This window comes from Micromonospora sonchi (assembly GCF_014646235.1).
GTDB classification, from domain to species: domain Bacteria; phylum Actinomycetota; class Actinomycetes; order Mycobacteriales; family Micromonosporaceae; genus Micromonospora; species Micromonospora sonchi.
The window spans coordinates 31367-46670 of record NZ_BMNB01000005.1 but is presented as its reverse complement, the minus strand read 5'-3'; the positions used below and the strand labels follow the sequence as shown (position 1 = coordinate 46670).

General features: G+C 70.1%; 15 protein-coding genes and 1 tRNA gene. 6 read left to right on the top strand and 10 right to left on the bottom strand.

The window, feature by feature from the left end:
- Positions 1 to 74: 74 nt before the first annotated feature.
- Positions 75 to 151, bottom strand: a tRNA-Thr gene (locus tag IEY61_RS07085).
- A 323-nt stretch (positions 152 to 474) separates the two neighbouring features.
- On the opposite strand from IEY61_RS07085, the gene IEY61_RS07080 reads away from it, so the two are divergent.
- Positions 475 to 1566 carry an ABC transporter ATP-binding protein gene (locus IEY61_RS07080; RefSeq protein ID WP_189041770.1) on the top strand — a complete coding sequence of 364 codons (1092 nt, stop codon included), beginning with the start codon at positions 475 to 477 and terminating at the stop codon, positions 1564 to 1566.
- A gap of 61 nt (positions 1567 to 1627) precedes the next feature.
- Here IEY61_RS07080 and rlmB read toward each other — a convergent pair whose 3' ends face one another.
- On the bottom strand, positions 1628 to 2749 hold the full coding sequence (rlmB, locus tag IEY61_RS07075) for a 23S rRNA (guanosine(2251)-2'-O)-methyltransferase RlmB (RefSeq protein WP_189041768.1): 1122 nt from the start codon (positions 2747 to 2749) through the stop codon (positions 1628 to 1630).
- Complete coding sequence (gene cysS / locus IEY61_RS07070; RefSeq protein ID WP_189041766.1) at positions 2749 to 4164, bottom strand: cysteine--tRNA ligase; 1416 nt, start codon at positions 4162 to 4164, stop codon at positions 2749 to 2751. The genes rlmB and cysS overlap by 1 nt, the downstream gene beginning before the upstream one ends.
- Positions 4165 to 4227: 63 nt before the next feature.
- On the opposite strand from cysS, the gene IEY61_RS07065 reads away from it, so the two are divergent.
- Both IEY61_RS07065 and IEY61_RS07060 read left to right on the top strand, forming a co-directional pair.
- The gene (locus tag IEY61_RS07065) at positions 4228 to 4905 is read left to right on the top strand and encodes an IclR family transcriptional regulator (RefSeq protein ID WP_189041764.1); all 678 of its coding nucleotides are present in this window, start codon (positions 4228 to 4230) and stop codon (positions 4903 to 4905) included.
- A 258-nt stretch (positions 4906 to 5163) separates the two neighbouring features.
- Positions 5164 to 6153 carry an endonuclease domain-containing protein gene (locus IEY61_RS07060; RefSeq protein WP_189041761.1) on the top strand — a complete coding sequence of 330 codons (990 nt, stop codon included), beginning with the start codon at positions 5164 to 5166 and terminating at the stop codon, positions 6151 to 6153.
- Positions 6154 to 6227: 74 nt separating this feature from the next.
- Here the strand turns inward: IEY61_RS07060 and IEY61_RS07055 are convergent, their stop codons facing one another.
- Together IEY61_RS07055 and IEY61_RS07050 are read right to left on the bottom strand one after the other, a co-directional pair.
- Positions 6228 to 7919 carry a S8 family serine peptidase gene (locus tag IEY61_RS07055; RefSeq protein ID WP_189041759.1) on the bottom strand — a complete coding sequence of 564 codons (1692 nt, stop codon included), beginning with the start codon at positions 7917 to 7919 and terminating at the stop codon, positions 6228 to 6230.
- Positions 7920 to 8083: 164 nt separating this feature from the next.
- The gene (locus IEY61_RS07050; RefSeq protein ID WP_189041757.1) at positions 8084 to 9043 is read right to left on the bottom strand and encodes an EamA family transporter; all 960 of its coding nucleotides are present in this window, start codon (positions 9041 to 9043) and stop codon (positions 8084 to 8086) included.
- A gap of 85 nt (positions 9044 to 9128) precedes the next feature.
- Here IEY61_RS07050 and IEY61_RS07045 point away from each other — a divergent pair, with 85 nt between their 5' ends.
- The gene (locus tag IEY61_RS07045; protein WP_189041755.1) at positions 9129 to 9674 is read left to right on the top strand and encodes a CGNR zinc finger domain-containing protein; all 546 of its coding nucleotides are present in this window, start codon (positions 9129 to 9131) and stop codon (positions 9672 to 9674) included.
- A gap of 54 nt (positions 9675 to 9728) precedes the next feature.
- On the opposite strand, the gene IEY61_RS07040 is transcribed toward IEY61_RS07045, so the two are convergent.
- Positions 9729 to 9911, bottom strand: a complete 183-nt coding sequence (locus tag IEY61_RS07040) for a DUF397 domain-containing protein (RefSeq protein ID WP_189041753.1) — start codon at positions 9909 to 9911, stop codon at positions 9729 to 9731.
- A complete protein-coding gene (locus IEY61_RS07035) occupies positions 9902 to 10714 on the bottom strand; it encodes a helix-turn-helix domain-containing protein (protein WP_189041751.1) in 813 nt (270 codons plus the stop codon). The genes IEY61_RS07040 and IEY61_RS07035 overlap by 10 nt, the downstream gene beginning before the upstream one ends.
- Positions 10715 to 10969: 255 nt before the next feature.
- On the opposite strand from IEY61_RS07035, the gene IEY61_RS07030 reads away from it, so the two are divergent.
- Positions 10970 to 11170 (top strand): hypothetical protein, encoded by a 201-nt coding sequence (locus IEY61_RS07030; protein WP_189041748.1) that lies wholly within the window; start codon positions 10970 to 10972, stop codon positions 11168 to 11170.
- The gene (locus IEY61_RS07025) at positions 11164 to 11442 is read left to right on the top strand and encodes a hypothetical protein (RefSeq protein ID WP_189041746.1); all 279 of its coding nucleotides are present in this window, start codon (positions 11164 to 11166) and stop codon (positions 11440 to 11442) included. Before IEY61_RS07030 ends, IEY61_RS07025 begins: the two co-directional genes overlap by 7 nt.
- Before the next feature lie 102 nt (positions 11443 to 11544).
- Here IEY61_RS07025 and IEY61_RS07020 read toward each other — a convergent pair whose 3' ends face one another.
- The 3 genes from IEY61_RS07020 to IEY61_RS07010 all read right to left on the bottom strand — a co-directional run bounded on the left by IEY61_RS07020 (position 11545) and on the right by IEY61_RS07010 (position 15218).
- Entirely contained in the window at positions 11545 to 12954 is a 1410-nt protein-coding gene (locus IEY61_RS07020) for a class II fumarate hydratase (protein ID WP_189041744.1), read from the bottom strand.
- A 216-nt stretch (positions 12955 to 13170) separates the two neighbouring features.
- A complete protein-coding gene (locus IEY61_RS07015; protein WP_189041742.1) occupies positions 13171 to 13389 on the bottom strand; it encodes a helix-turn-helix domain-containing protein in 219 nt (72 codons plus the stop codon).
- Between the two features lie 164 nt (positions 13390 to 13553).
- Complete coding sequence (locus tag IEY61_RS07010; RefSeq protein ID WP_189041740.1) at positions 13554 to 15218, bottom strand: fumarate hydratase; 1665 nt, start codon at positions 15216 to 15218, stop codon at positions 13554 to 13556.
- Positions 15219 to 15304: the final 86 nt, after the last annotated feature.

The following is a 15304-nucleotide window of genomic DNA, read 5'->3' as shown; positions in this document are numbered from 1 at the left end:
TCAGACCGCTGCGGGTCGTAACCGGTGTGGGCGTCTGCGCCGCGGCCCGCCCGGTGTGCCGTGCGTGATACGGATGGAGCCCCCGGCCGGGATCGAACCGGCGACATCCCGCTTACAAGGCGGGTGCTCTGGCCAGCTGAGCTACAGGGGCGCTGTGCCGTGGTCAGCATAGCGACCGACGTCCGCTTTTCCCGCTCGGCAGGGGTCCCGAGCACGGGAAACGTCAACATCCCGACCTGCAGGCGTCGATTCGTGTTCGAGCGTGCCCGAGTGACCGGAATGTGATTGCTTTCCGATCCCGTCAACGATCCCGCATCTTGGCAGCACGGCAAAAGCCGTTTACGGTGCAGTGACACGGACGACATGGGCGAGTCCCCTGGCGGTCGTGGCGCCGGCACGGCCCCTTCGTGCCGGTCGCTCCTTCACTCGGATCGTCCGGCACGTTCCTGCCGGTGAAAGGAAGCGTCCCCCCTCATGGCTACGGTCACCTACGCGAAGGCGTCCCGGATCTACCCGGGCACCGAACGCCCCGCGGTCAACCAGCTCGACCTCCAGATCGGCGACGGGGAGTTCCTCGTCCTGGTCGGCCCCTCCGGTTGTGGTAAGTCCACCAGCCTGCGCATGCTCGCCGGCCTGGAGGACGTCGACGACGGCGCGATCTACATCGACGACCGCGACGTCACCCACCTCCCGCCGAAGTCCCGCGACATCGCGATGGTCTTCCAGAACTACGCCCTCTACCCGCACATGACGGTGTACGAGAACATGGCGTTCGCGCTCAAACTGCGCAAGACCTCCAAGTCGGAGATCGACCGGCGGGTCAAGGAGGCGGCGGCGCTGCTCCAGTTGGAGGAGTACCTCAGCCGCAAGCCCAAGGCGCTCTCCGGCGGTCAGCGCCAGCGGGTCGCGATGGGCCGCGCCATCGTCCGGGAGCCCCAGGTCTTCCTGATGGACGAGCCGCTGTCGAACCTCGACGCCAAGCTCCGGGTGCAGACCCGTACCCAGATCGCCTCGCTCCAGGCGAAGCTCGGCATCACCACCGTCTACGTGACCCACGACCAGGTCGAGGCCATGACCATGGGCCACCGGGTGGCGGTCATGCTCGACGGCGTGCTCCAGCAGGTGGACACCCCCCGGGCGCTCTACGACACCCCGGCGAACGTCTTCGTCGCCGGCTTCATCGGCTCGCCCGCCATGAACATCAAGACCGTGCAGCTCACCGACCAGGGTGCGGCGTTCGCCGAGCTGTTCATCCCGCTGACCCGCGAGCAGACCGAGGCGGCCCGCGCCGAGGGTGGCGACGGCAAGGTGACCGTGGGCTTCCGTCCGGAGGACTGCGACATCGTCAGCCCGACCGAGGGCGGCATGCCGGTCGTCGTCGAACTGGTCGAGGACCTCGGCTCGGACGCCAACGTGTACGGCCACGCCGCGCTGGACGGCGCCTCCGAGCGGTTCGTCGTGCGTACCGACCGGCGGCACATGCCGAACATGGGCGACACGATCTTCGTGAAGCCGCGTACCGGCCAGAACCACGTCTTCCACGCTGCCACCGGGCAGCGGATCTGACGTAGCGACAGCGAAGGGGCGGTCCGGCCGGACCGCCCCTTCGTCGTTCGGTCAGCGGTGGTCAGCCCTCGACGGCCCGGCGACGGGCCACCTCGGCGAGGGTGACCGCGGCGGCCACGCTCGCGTTGAGCGACTCCACCTCGGAGACCATCGGGATGCTGACGGTCAGGTCGCAGGTCTGCCCGACCAGCCGGGACAGGCCCCGCCCCTCCGAGCCGACCACCACGACCAGCGGGCCGACCGCAGCCTCCAGGTCGTACAGGTCGGTCTCGCCGTCGGCGTCCAGGCCGACCACCACGAAGCCGGCGTTCTGGCATGCCTTCAACGACCGGGTCAGGTTGGTGACCTGAGCCACCGGCACCCGGGCCGCCGCGCCGGCGCTGGTCCGCCAGGCGGTCGCGGTGATCCCGGCCGCCCGACGCTCCGGTACGAAGACCCCCTGCGCGCCGAAGGCGGCAGCGGAACGGAGCACCGCGCCGAGGTTACGTGGGTCGGTGACCCCGTCCAACGCCACCAGCAGCGGCGCCGGCTGCTCCATCGCGGCGGCGACCAGGTCCTCGAACTGCTCGTACGCGAACGGCGGCACCTGCAGGCCGATCCCCTGGTGCAGCACGCCCCCGGTCATCCGGTCCAGCTCGGCCCGGCTGATTTCCAGGATGGCGATGCCCCGGTCGGCCGCGGTGCGGATGGTTTCGTTCACCCGGTCGTCGATGTCGATGCCCTGCGCGACGTAGAGCGCGGTGGTCGGCACCTGGGCACGCAGCGCCTCCAGCACCGGATTACGCCCGACCAGCAGCTCCGGTGAGTCCTTCGCGGGGTGGGACTTGCGCCCCGGGGCGACCCGGGGGCCGCCCCGCCCGGCGGGCTGCCTGCCGCGAGCGGGTCTGGCCACGTTCGTACCCCGGCCACCGCCCTTGCCCCAGGTGGTGTCCTTGGTGCCGGGCTTGCCGATCTTCGGGACCCGTCCCTCCTCGGCCGCCGCCCGGCGCTCCTTCTCCTGCTTCCAGGCGGTGCGCTGGGGCAGCTTCTCCGTGCCGGAGTACCCCTTGTGCCAGGGCCGTTCCTCGGCCGGCAGGGTCCGGCCACGCCCGGCGAGGGAATCCCGGTTCTTGCCGCCGGAGCCCTTCGGGGCGCCCGCTTTCGACGTGCTTCGCCGGCCACGGCGTTGCGAATTGCCGGCCATCAGTCATGCTCTCCAATTGTCCAACGCGGGCCCTGCGGGGTGTCCTCGACCACCACACCGGCCCGCTTGAGTTGATCCCGCAGCGTGTCGGCGGCGGCCCAGTCCTTGCGGAGCCGGGCCTGCGCACGCTGTTCGAGGGCCAGGGCGACCAGGGAGTCCACCACGCCACGGAGGTCACTCGCCCGGACTCCACCGGTCCACGCCGGGTCGAGGGGGTCGACCCCGAGGATATCCAGCATCGCGCGCACGCCACCGAGCGCCGTGCGTACGGTCACTTCGTCCCTGCCGGCCAGCGCGTTGTTGCCGTCGCGCAACACCTCGTGCAGTACGGCCAGCGCGGCCGAGGTGTTCAGGTCGTCGTCCATCGCCGCGGCGAACCCGACCGGCAGTTCGCCGAGTTGGCCGACACCCACCAACTCGGTGGCCCGTTGCACGAAACCCTCGATCCGCCGGTACGCGACGGCCGCCTCGCGCAGCGCCTCCTCCGAGTAGTCGATGCGCGAGCGGTAGTGCGCGGCCACGTAGTAGTAGCGCAGCTCGACCGGGCGCACCCCGAGCGCGGCGACGTAGTCCAGGTCGAGGGTGTTCCCCAGCGACTTGCCCATCTTGGTCCCGCCGATGCCGAGCAGGCCGTGGTGCACCCAGTACCGGGCGAAGGGCAGGTCGGCGGCCTGGGACTGGGCCAGCTCGTTCTCGTGGTGCGGGAAGATCAGATCGAGCCCGCCACCGTGGATGTCGAACTCGGCGCCCAGATAACGCCAGCACATCGCCGAGCACTCGATGTGCCAGCCGGGGCGACCCCGCCCCCACGGCGACGGCCAGTACGCGTCCGCCGGCTCGTCCGGCTTGGCGCCCTTCCAGAGCGCGAAGTCGCGCGGGTCCCGCTTGGCGCGTTCCGGCGCGTCACCGGCGGACTGCATGTCGTCCGGGGACTGGTTGGACAGCGCACCGTACGCCGGCCACGACCGCACGTCGAAGTACACGTCACCGGAGCCGTCGGTGGCCGGGTACGCATGCCCCCGGTCGATCAACTGCGCGATCAGTTCGTGCATCTCGGGGATGTGCCCGGTGGCCCGCGGTTCGTAGGTCGGCGGCAGCACGTTCAACGCCCGGTACGCCTCGGCGAGCTTCAGCTCGTTGCCGTACGCGATCGACCAGAACGGCCGCCCCTGCTCCTGGGCCTTGACCAGGATCTTGTCGTCGATGTCGGTCAGGTTGCGGATGAACGTGACCTGGTAGCCGGCGGAGAGCAACCAGCGGCGCAACACGTCATAGTTGACACCGGAACGAAGATGCCCGATGTGCGGCGGCGCCTGGAGGGTGAGACCACACAGGTAGACCCCCACCTTGCCGGCTTCACGCGGGACGAAGTCCCGCACCGATCGGGTGGCGGTGTCATACAGGCGTAGCGTCACCGTACAAGGGTAGCCGTCCGTCGTTCGCCCGGTCCGCCGGAGCCGGGTCGTACGCTGCTGGTCGTGAATCCCCCACCGCCACCCAGCAGCCCGGAACAGCCGACCGTTCCCGGTGGTGAGACGGCGCAGACTCTGGAGCGCGGTCTGCGGCTGCTGCATCTGGTCGCGGACGCGCCCGGTGGGCTGACCGTCACCGAGGCGGCCAACCGGTTGGGCATCGGGCGGGCCGCGATCTACCGACTGGTGGGGCCGCTGACCGGCCACGGCATGCTGCGGCGCGACGCCGCCGGCCGACTCCGCCTCGGCGCCGGCGTGCTCCAGTTGGCGCGGCGAGCGCAGCCACTGCTCGCCGAGGGAGCGCTACCCGCGCTGCGGCGCCTCGCCGAACAGGCCGGGGCCACCGCCCACCTCACCGTGGTCGAGGGGGGCGAGGGAGTCGCGCTGGCGGTGGTCGAGCCGAGTTGGACGTCGTTCCACGTGGCGTACCGGACCGGTGCCCGGCATCCGCTGGAACGCGGCGCGGCCGGCCGGGCCATCCTCGCCGGCCGGACCGGCGCCGCCGGCCCGGTCAGCACCGTCGGTGAGCTGCAACCCGGCGCGTACGGAGTGGCGGCACCGGTGCTCGGAGTGCCCGGCCTGGAGGCGAGCGTCGGAGTGGTCGCATTGGCCGAGTTGGACGTCGAGACGGTCGGCGCCCAGGTCCTGGCCGCCGCCACCGCCATCGCGGCTGCCCTGCGCTGACCGGCCGGCTTCCCACTGACCCGGCCCGCTTCGCGCTGACCCGGCCAGCTTTGAGCTGACTCGCCGCTCGGTTACGGCGGAATGGGGGTATCCGCCGGTGCTTGATTGCGCCATTCCGCCGAAACGGACTCGATCACCATCGCCGCATACCACAACAGGCACGCACCCTGGTAGTTATCCACAGGCTGAACTGATCTTGGATGCGCTGGTTGTCCACAGGGGTCTCATTGCGCCGACGACAGGCCGCACGGTGGAGACATGCCTCCTTCTCCCTATCGGCCCGCCGTACTCGCCGGGCAGGTGTTCCGCGGCTCCGAGGCGATCCGAGACCGCCTCCTGACCCGGCACCAACTTCGCGGTGCGACATGGGTACGCCTGATGCACGACGTGTACGCCGACGCCCGCCTCGAGCGCGATCACGAACTACTCTGTCGGGCGGCCTCGCTACGGTTGCCACCCAACGTGGTGATGGCGGGGCCCTCAGCGGCCTATCTGCACGGCGTCGTGCATGCCGCGACGTTCACCGACGATGTCCACGTTCTCGCGCCGGTGCAACTCCGGCTCGGATCGCAGCGTGGCATCCGCGTGCACACTCTGGGTCCACGTCGGTCGCTGGCCGCCGACGCCGGTAGCCAGGGGTATTCCGCGTCGTCCCATGGCTCGGCCGACCAGGTCGCACTTCGATCAGCCCCGGCGACCACGGCGGCCGGTCCGCCCGCAGCCCTACCCAGATCGAGCACGGTGCACACCGCCTGGGAATGTGCGGTGTGGCTGGAGCCGGTCCGTGCCGTTGGCATCATCGACGCCCTGCTTCGGCAGGGACTGGTCAACTGCGCCGGGCTTGACGCCATCGGCAGGGCGAACGCCACCCGACCTGGCGGCCGGCGGGCGAATTGGGTGTTCGGTCTGGCCGACCCGGGGGCGCAGTCGCCGCCGGAGTCACAGCTACGGGTCCGGCTCGTCCTGGCCGGGCTGCCCCGGCCGGTCACTCAGCATCCGGTACGGCTGCCCAATGGACGAATCCTTCGCCCCGACCTGTCCTGGCCCGAATACCGGGTTGCCGTCGAATACGACGGGCTCTGGCACAGCGACCCCGACCAGATCCACCTCGACCGGCAACGGCTGAACCAGCTTGTCGGGGCCGGCTGGCGGGTGCTGCACGTGACCGGCCGGCGACTGTACCGCGACTTCCCCGGCCTCCTGCGGGAGGTCCATACCGCCCTCACCAACGCGGGATGGCGCCGGTGATCCTCTCCGTACCGCCGGAATGGCGGTTACCCAGAGGCCCGGTAACCGCCATTCCGGCGAAACTGTGCTCGATTTTACCGGCGGGACTTCAGGGGGGTGGTCACCGCGGCGTACGCGTCGACGATGCCGTGCCCGTAGAAGCCGTTGAAGCTGACCGGGCCGGCGCAGTAGGCGTCGAACTCGGCCGACCGGCCCTCGTTGGTGTAGCTCACCAGCCGCGGCTGCGGGCAGGCGTGCTCGGCCGCCGTCCGGTAGAGGTGCTGCTCGACCAGGTCCGGTGCCAGACCGAAGCCGCCCCCACGCTGGGCCTTGCCGTACCGGCTCACGATCAGCGCGGCCACCCCCGAGGCGTGCGGGGCCGCCATCGAGGTGCCCTGGAGGTACGTGAAGTACCCGCACTCCCGGTTGGCCTTGCACTCCTTGAACACGAAGGTCTCGGCGCCCGGCACGACGTTGCCGTCCTCGTCGACCGCGCCCTCCTCCTGGAGGACCTTTTTCGGGTACGTGGACAGGATCATGTTGGCGTCGGTGCGGAACGTGTCGGTGCCGAAGCCGTCCCGGAACCAGCCACCCGGTGCGGCGACGGCGGCCTGCTCGGGACCGTAGTTGGAGTAGTCGGCCTTTTTGCCGGACGGGCCGACGGCGGCGACGCTGATGACGTGCGGCCCCTCCGTGGGCAGGTTCCAGCAGCTGTTGTTGTCGATCTCCCGGGGGTACGGCGCGACGTCACCGTAGTTCGGGCTGGAGATGTCGGTACGCGGGTCGCCCAGGTCCTCGTGGTTGTTGCCGAGCGCGCCGACCAGGGTGACGCCCCGGTTGTGGGCGAAGGTCAACGCCCGCTTCATGGCCCGGATGGTGGCGCGCTGCGCCGCCTGCGCCTCCGGCGAGTCGGCCGGGTTCGCGGTGCAGTTGTACAGCCACGGGTCGACGTAGAAGGACATGTTGACCACGTCCAGGCCGGACCTGCCGGCGTGCAGCAGGGCATTGACCACCGGGTTCAGGAAGAAGTAGCCGGAGTCCTGCCCACCCTTGAGGTTGACCAGCGACACCTTCGGGGCGACCCCGGAGAGTCCGTAGCCGTTGGCGGCGGCACCGATGGTGCCGGCCACGTGCGTACCGTGTCCGCCGTCGTCGGTACCGGCGGGGTCGAGGCAGCTCGCCACCTCGCACGGCCCGTCGATTTCGGGAATGTCCGGTGCGAAGTTCCGCGACAGCGCCCAGTTGAAGTTCGGCGCGATGTCGGGGTGGCTGGCGTCGATGCCCGTGTCGAGGACGCCGACGGTCACCCGGCGATGGCCGGGCTCGACCTTGCGCGCCCGATCGGCGCGGATCATCTCCAGCCCCCAGAGCTTGTCGTCCAGCGGGTCCAGCTTGGCCGGCTTCTTGCCCCGCTGCTTCCCGGCGCCCTTGGCTGCGGCCACGGCCAGCAGGTGTTCCTGCTCGACCCGGTCCAGCTTGGGCTTGCGGCCGATCGCCTGCTGCTCGGCGGCCCCGATCAGGGCCGCGGCAGCCGCCGCCTTCGCCTGGAAGTCGGCCCGGTCGCTGGTCACCTGGTACACACCGACCTCGTCGGTCCGGGACACCACGGTTCCGCCGGCCGACCGGATCGCGGCAATGGCGGCAACGGCTGCGACGCCGTCCTCGGCGACGACGGTGAAGGTCCGGACGCTCGCCGGCTCGGCGCTGGCGGGCACGCCCAGAGCGGCGACCGTGAGTGCCAGTGTCGCCGCGGTCGCGACCACACCGGCGGTGAAGCGCTTGCTCACCACATCGAATCCTCTCGTTGAGGGACGTGGCGTCATCAGACATCAACGCATGACGTTTCGCCAGACCGGCGTCTGTTACGCGACGGAAGATCCGCTTCGCCGGAAAGGTCGACCAGAACGGCGGGCAGCACGTCCCGCCGGGCTCAGCCGGGCGCCCAGGTCTCTCAGGTCAGCGCCGGATCAGCAGCTTTCTCCTGCGCGGGCTCGACGGGCGCGCGGAGCTCGTCGAAGCGGACCAGGGCCACCCCGGCGACGATCAACGCCCCACCGAGCAGTTGCACCACCGTCGGCAGCTCACCCAGCACCAGCCAGGCGATCAGCACCGCGAACATCACCTCGGTCAACCCGACGAAGGAGGCCAGCCGGGCACCCAGAATGCGCGTCGCGGCGACCCCGGTCAGATAGGCGACCACCGCCGCCACCAGCGCCAGGCCGACGATCGGCACCAGCCAACTCGTCTCCTGCCCGGCGAACTCCACCGCGCCGAAGGTGGCCCGAAGCGGCAGCGCGCCGGCCAGGCCGAGCACCAGCAGCGCACCCGCGCCGACGGCCATCCCACCGCTGGCCATGACGACCGACGGCAGTGCGGCGTCGACCCGGCCCGCGAGCACGAAGTACCCGGCCAGGCCGACCCCGGCGCCCAACCCCCAGAGCACGCCGACGGGGTCGAGTCGACCCGCACCGGTCAGGTCGAGCACGAAGACCAGGCCGGCCAGGGCCGCCACCGAACCGGCCACGGTGAGCCGACGGGGGCGCTGCCCCTGGACCAGCCAGGTCCAGCCGACGACGAGGATGATGCCGAGATACTCCAGCAGCAATGCCACGCCGACCGGCAGGTAGCGCACCGCGTTGAAGAAGCAGGCCTGGGCGAGCGCCACCCCGAGCAGCCCGAAGACCCCGATCGAGGCGAGGTTGCGGCGCAGCACCAGCCACCGGCCCCGCATGACGAGCAACGCGGGCAAGGCCAGCACCAGGGCCGCGATGCCGACCCGGGCGATGACGACCGCCTCGGCCGACCAGCCGTCGTTGATCAGCGAACGGGCGAACGTACCCGAGGTGGCGAAGGTCACGGCGGAGAGCAGGGCGAGCGCGAGACCGCCACCTGCGACGGACGGATGGCGCATGAAGCTCTCCTTGGCACGACTCGCCGCCATGGGCAAACTAGGGTTACGCCAATGACGTTAGAGCGGGGTCACGACAGGAATCAAGTTGCTTTTCGCTCATGACACCGAGTGTGCGCTGCTCGCCGCCGCCGCGCTGGTCAACACAGGCGGCGTGGGCGGTGAGGGCCTGGCCGACGTGGCCGCACTGGACGCCTTCTTCGCCGCCCACTCCTACACCGGACGACACGAACACACCGAGAATGAACTCCGGGCGGTACGCGCACTCCGCCCCCGACTACGCCGGATCTGGCACGCCGACATCGACGAGATCGTCTCGATCGTCAACGGACTGCTCCGCGAGCACCGCGCCCTACCTCAGCTGATCACCCACGACGACGAGCCGTACCACCTGCACGCCGTCCCTCGGGACGCCCCGCTGGCCACCCGGATCGCGGTGGAGACGGCGATGGCGATCGCCGACGTGGTGCGCGGCGGCGAGCTGCGTCGGCTGCGCATTTGCGACCTCCCCGACTGCGACAACGTCCTGGTCGACCTGTCGAAGAACAGATCACGTCGCTTCTGCGACGCCGGCTGCGGCAACCGGGCCGCGGTCAGCGCCTACCGCGCCCGCAAAGCCGCCGCCCGCACCTGAACCCGCTCCCGTTCCCGCCGGGCCAGGACCTCCGCGCCGGGCAAGGTGATCACATCACCGCGGCAACGCCGCGACAAAGACCCGCCAGGCGTACGGCTCGAAGGTCAGCACCGCCCCCGCCGGGTTCTTGCTGTCCCGCACCCCGACCACCCCGGAAAGGTTCGTCGCCACCTCGACACACTGATCGCTGGAACCACTGCGGCTGCTCTTACGCCACCGTGCACCGGTCAGCTCCATGACTCCGCGATCTCCTTCAGCAGTTCCATCGACTCCTGCGTCGGCAGCGCTGCGCCGAGGGTAGCTTCCCAAATTCGTTGCAGGGTCGACAGATCCGACTGCTGGTCCAACTCCCGGCCACCAATCTGCCCACCGAGATATGCCACATCAGCCCCGTCTCGAAGCGTGGCGAGGATGAACGGGCCGTTGAGGCCCGGGTACTCCTCAGCGGACAGCGGTACCACATGCAGCCGAGCCGACGGATGGTCGCTGGCGTGCCGAATCAGGTGTTGCGTCTGGTCGAACATCACCTTGCGGCCGCCGACCCGCCTCCTGAGCGCGGACTCGTCGAGCACGCTCACCACTCGCGGCGGATCTTCCTGGCAGAGCACGCCCTGGCTCGCCATCCGGTCGGCGAGGCGGTCCTCGCGCTCGGCACGGGTCAGCGAATCATCAGCCGCAAAGACCGCGCGAGCATAGGGCTCGGTCTGGAGCAGACCCGGCACGCGCAGCGGTTCGAACCACCGCAACGCCTGTGCCTCTTCGAGGATCGCGCGCCAGCCGCGTAGCCAGACCTGGGCCTTGTCGAGGGCGACCAGGTCGGTGAGCATGCGGCCGTAGAGTCCGCCGGTGTCGAGGGCCTTGTCGCACAGTTCCAGGTACTTCGGGGTGGGTGGTTGCTGGCCGAGTTCCACTGCGCTGACCATCGACGGTGAGTAGTTGACGGCCTTGGCCAGCTCCTCCTGACTCCACCCGTGCCGGATCCGCGCCCGGCGTAGCTCCGCGACCAGGAACGCCGCCGCGGTCATCTGCCCACTCGCCATGCCAGCAGCCCTCCAGGAACCGGTCGATCGACTCCAACGCCACGCCACCGGTAACTCGTACCGCCGCAGCGGGCCTCGGACAGCGCGAACAAACCCTTCCGACAGTAACGGTGACATCAGCAGACTGTGAAGCGCGACGCTCGCCGCCCAATCCCCCGGGCACGACGTCGAGGTGGGACCGCCCGCTCCCCCGGCAGGGCGGTCCCGCCGCCGGGGTGATGACGCAAACGACTCAGCTCGACAGGAGGCTGCGCCATGTCCCGATCCGCCTGGCGGACCTGGTTCCCCCGACCTTTTCCCGCCGCCCGCAACCAGCGTCCGATACCCCTGGCGCCCCGGCACCGCCGGGTCTGGCGTCGGCTGCGGGCGTACTGCTCCTGCGGCCTGCGCTGGCGCGCCTGCCCGGACCGGCACGCGGCAACACCCACCGAGCGGGCCAACGGCGGACGGTGGTGACCGGATCAGCTACGCAGGCCCGGCCGCACCTGCCGCTGCGTCCGCTCTGGCTGTGCCGGGTCTGCGCGGCCCCCTGGCCCTGCGCCACCGCGCGACTCGCACTCGTTGCCGAGTACGACCACGACCGGATCGCGCTCCGCGTCTACCTCTGCGCGGTGCTGCACGAAGCCGTCGCCGACCTGTACCGCCTGCACCCGGACGACGGCCCGGATCCGGCCACGCTCTTCGCCCGCTTCCTCGGCTGGGTACCGCACCGGCAACTCGGCCCTTGATCCACTCCGTTTCGGCGAGGTGGCGGTATCGGCGGCATGGTGATACCGCCACATCGGCGAACTGGAGCGGATCGAGCTAGAGCGACGCAGTCGAGAGGACGGTCAGGGGTGGGTCATCCGGAGCAGGTCGAGGGCCTCTTCGAGCTGGGTCTCGGTGAGTGCGCCGGAGGTCACGTGCCCGCGGGCGATCACCACCTCCTTGATGGAGATCTGCCTGTCCAGCGCCTCCTTGGCGATCGAGGCGGCCTCGTCGTACCCGAGGTAGCGGTTCAGCGGGGTGACGATCGAGGGCGAGCCCTCGGCGTACGCCAGACAGACCTCGACGTCCGCGACCAGGCCGACCACGCAGCGGTCGGCCAGCAGGCGGCTGGACGCGGCGAGCAGCCGGATCGACTCCAGGAGGTTGCGGGCCATCACCGGCAGCATCACGTTGAGCTCGAAGTCGCCCTGCGAGCCGGCGAAGGCCAGGGTCGCATCGTTGCCGATGACCTGCGCACAGACCTGCCGGACAGCCTCGCAGACCACCGGGTTGACCTTGCCGGGCATGATCGACGACCCGGGCTGGAGGTCGGGGATGTGCAGCTCACGCAAGCCGGCGCGAGGGCCCGAACCCATCCAGCGGATGTCATTGGCGATCTTGTAGAGCCCGACCGCGAAAGTCCGCAGCTGCCCCGAGGCCTCCACCAACGCGTCGCGCGCGCCCTGCGCCTCGAAGTGGTTACGCGCCTCGGTCAGCGGCAGCCCGGTGGAGTCACGCAGTTTCTCGATCACGCGAGCGGCGAACCCGAGCGGGGTGTTGATCCCCGTGCCGACCGCCGTGCCGCCAAGCGGCAACTCGGCCAACCGGGGCAGCACCCCCTGCACCCGTTCGATGCCGTACCGGACCTGGGCCGCGTAGCCGCCGAACTCCTGCCCGAGGGTCACCGGCGTGGCGTCCATCAGGTGGGTACGCCCGGCCTTGACCACCGTCTCGAACTCTCCGGCCTTCGCCTCCAGCGCACCCGCCAGGTGATCCAGCGCGGGCAGCAGGTCGCGGGCGACCGCCTCGGTGGCCGCCAGGTGGATCGAGGAGGGAAAGACGTCGTTGCTGGACTGCGAGGCGTTGACCTCGTCGTTGGGGTGTACGCCCCGGCCCAACTCCCGGCCGGCCAGAGTGGCGATCACCTCATTGGTGTTCATGTTGGACGAGGTGCCGGAGCCGGTCTGGAACACGTCGACGGGAAACTGGTCGTCGTACCCGCCGGCGGCCACATGTGCCGCAGCGGCGGCGATCGCCGCGGCCACGTTCGGATCGATCACCCCCAGGTCGCCGTTGACCTCGGCCGCCGCGCCCTTGATCTGCGCCAGCGCCCGGATCTGGGCCGGCTCGATCCCCCGGCCCGAGATCGGGAAGTTCTGCACCGCCCGTTGTGTCTGCGCCCGCCACAGCGCCTCGGCGGGCACCTCCACCTCGCCCATCGAGTCGCGTTCGATCCGGTAGCCCGTCGCCTCTGGAGTCGTCACGCATACCATCCTGCCGCGCCAGGACGTGACGTGCAGATGATCGCGGCAGCCAACGCGACACGCTGAGAGGCGGCCTCACGAGTGCCTTGCTCGTCGCCCTGAGATAGATTCCATGTGTAAGCCCCGGAAGTTGCCTCTGCTTGCAAGCGCCCCGGGGCATTGCATACGACGCCGAGAAATACGGCAGGAACGGCCCCTCAGGGGGCCGTTTTCTTCAGTCAAGCGTCAGGATTCCCGGGTGCCCTCGGGTTCCACACCGTTGGCCCGCAAGATCCGCCGGACCTGTTCGCGGCCGTAGCCGCTGACCCGGGCGATCTCGCCCACGCGCCGACCGTCGCGGTACGCCGTCACGATCGCGGCGGCCAGCCGCTCGCGCACCTTCGGTACGTCGGCACGGGCAGAGACGACCTCAGCGAGCCCGTCCTGTACCCGCTGAAGTGCCACTCGGTACTCCTCCGAGGCTGCCTCACCCTCTCCGATCTCGACCGGGGAGAGGGCGTAACGGCGCTGTACGAATACGAGACGCACTACTGAACCCGGCGGCGGGCCCTCGGGCAACACGCCGAGGGCTCGTCGTCGCACTGCTGCCGATCAGATGGCCGGCGCGGTCAGCGGCGGCCGATGGTGAGGACGGGCTTGGTGACCTCGGCGAAGAAGTCGTTGCCCTTGTCGTCGACGACGACAAACGCTGGGAAGTCCTCCACCTCGATCTTCCAGACCGCCTCCATGCCCAGCTCCGCGTATTCCAGAACCTCCACGTGCTTGATGCAGTCCTGAGCGAGCCGGGCGGCGGGGCCGCCGATCGAGCCGAGGTAGAAGCCACCGTGCTGCTCGCAGGAGCGGGTCACCTGGGTCGACCGGTTGCCCTTGGCAAGCATCACCAGCGACCCGCCCGCGGCCTGGAACCTCTCCACGTACGCGTCCATCCGCCCCGCCGTGGTCGGACCGAACGAGCCGGAGGCGTAGCCCTCCGGGGTCTTCGCCGGGCCGGCGTAGTAGACGGCGTGGTCGCGCAGGTACTGCGGCATCGGCTCGCCCGCGTCCAGCCGCTCGGCGATCTTGGCGTGCGCGATGTCCCGGGCGACCACCAGCGGGCCGGTCAGGGACAGTCGGGTCTTCACCGGGTACTTCGACAGCTCAGCGCGGATCTCGTCCATCGGCCGGTTCAGGTCGACGCGTACCGTCTCGGTGGTGTCGAGCTGCGCCTCGGTGACCTCGGGCAGGTAGCGGGCCGGGTCGGTTTCGAGTCGCTCCAGCCACACGCCCGACGGGGTGATCTTGGCAACCGCCTGCCGATCCGCCGAACACGACACCGCGATCGCCACCGGGCAGGACGCGCCGTGTCGGGGCAGCCGGACCACGCGTACGTCGTGGCAGAAGTAACGCCCGCCGAACTGCGCCCCGATGCCGAAGTTGCGGGTCAGCTCCAGCACCTCGGCCTCCAACTCCAGGTCACGGAAGCCGTGACCGGTCACCGAGCCGGAGGTGGGCAACGCGTCCAGATACTTCGCGGAGGCGTACTTGGCGGTCTTCAGGGCGTGCTCGGCGCTGGTGCCGCCGATGACCACAGCCAGGTGGTACGGCGGGCAGGCCGAGGTGCCGATCAGTCGCAGCTTCTCCTCCAGGAACTGCATCATCCGCGTCGGATTCAACAGCGCCTTGGTCTCCTGGTAGAGGTACGACTTGTTGGCCGACCCGCCGCCCTTGGCCATGAAGAGGAACTTGTACGCGTCCGGGTGCCCGTCCGGGTCCTCCGCGTACAGCTCCACCTGGGCGGGCAGGTTGCTGCCGGTGTTCCGTTCCTCCCACATGGTCAGCGGGGCGAGCTGCGAGTAGCGCAGGTTCAGCCGGGTGTACGCCTGCCACACGCCGCGCGAGATCGCCTCGGCGTCGCTGCCGTCGGTGAGCACGTGCCGGCCGCGCTTGCCCATCACGATCGCGGTGCCGGTGTCCTGGCACATCGGCAGCACCCCGCCGGCGGCGATGTTGGCGTTGCGCAGCAGGTCGAGCGCGACGAACCGGTCGTTCGGCGAGGCTGCCGGATCGTCGATGATCGAGCGCAGCTGGGCCAGGTGCGCGGGGCGCAGGAAGTGCGCGATGTCGTGCATCGCCTCGGCGGTCAACGCGGTCAACGCCGCCGGCTCCACGGTGAGGAACCGTCGGCCACCGGGACCGTTGACGACGTCGACGCCCTCGTCGGTGACCAGGCGGTAATCCGTCTGATCGGGACCGGTCGGCAGCAGCGGGGCGTACGAGAAGTCGGCACCACTCATGACGTCACTCCGCTTCGCTCCGTGCCGCCATGAGGCACCACCGCACTGCGCCGATGATTCGCTCGCTGACGCTCGCTCATGACGGC

What these genes read in the sequence shown, in the direction of transcription:
- IEY61_RS07010 (WP_189041740.1), bottom strand. Translation starts at nt 15,218, where the DNA reads ATGAGTGGTGCCGACTTCTCGTACGCCCCGCTGCTGCCGACCGGTCCC.
- IEY61_RS07080 (WP_189041770.1), top strand. Translation starts at nt 475, where the DNA reads ATGGCTACGGTCACCTACGCGAAGGCGTCCCGGATCTACCCGGGCACC.
- IEY61_RS07035 (WP_189041751.1), bottom strand. Translation starts at nt 10,714, where the DNA reads ATGGCGAGTGGGCAGATGACCGCGGCGGCGTTCCTGGTCGCGGAGCTA.
- IEY61_RS07050 (WP_189041757.1), bottom strand. Translation starts at nt 9,043, where the DNA reads ATGCGCCATCCGTCCGTCGCAGGTGGCGGTCTCGCGCTCGCCCTGCTC.
- rlmB (WP_189041768.1), bottom strand. Translation starts at nt 2,749, where the DNA reads ATGGCCGGCAATTCGCAACGCCGTGGCCGGCGAAGCACGTCGAAAGCG.
- IEY61_RS07030 (WP_189041748.1), top strand. Translation starts at nt 10,970, where the DNA reads ATGTCCCGATCCGCCTGGCGGACCTGGTTCCCCCGACCTTTTCCCGCC.
- IEY61_RS07020 (WP_189041744.1), bottom strand. Translation starts at nt 12,954, where the DNA reads ATGGTATGCGTGACGACTCCAGAGGCGACGGGCTACCGGATCGAACGC.
- IEY61_RS07060 (WP_189041761.1), top strand. Translation starts at nt 5,164, where the DNA reads ATGCCTCCTTCTCCCTATCGGCCCGCCGTACTCGCCGGGCAGGTGTTC.
- IEY61_RS07040 (WP_189041753.1), bottom strand. Translation starts at nt 9,911, where the DNA reads ATGGAGCTGACCGGTGCACGGTGGCGTAAGAGCAGCCGCAGTGGTTCC.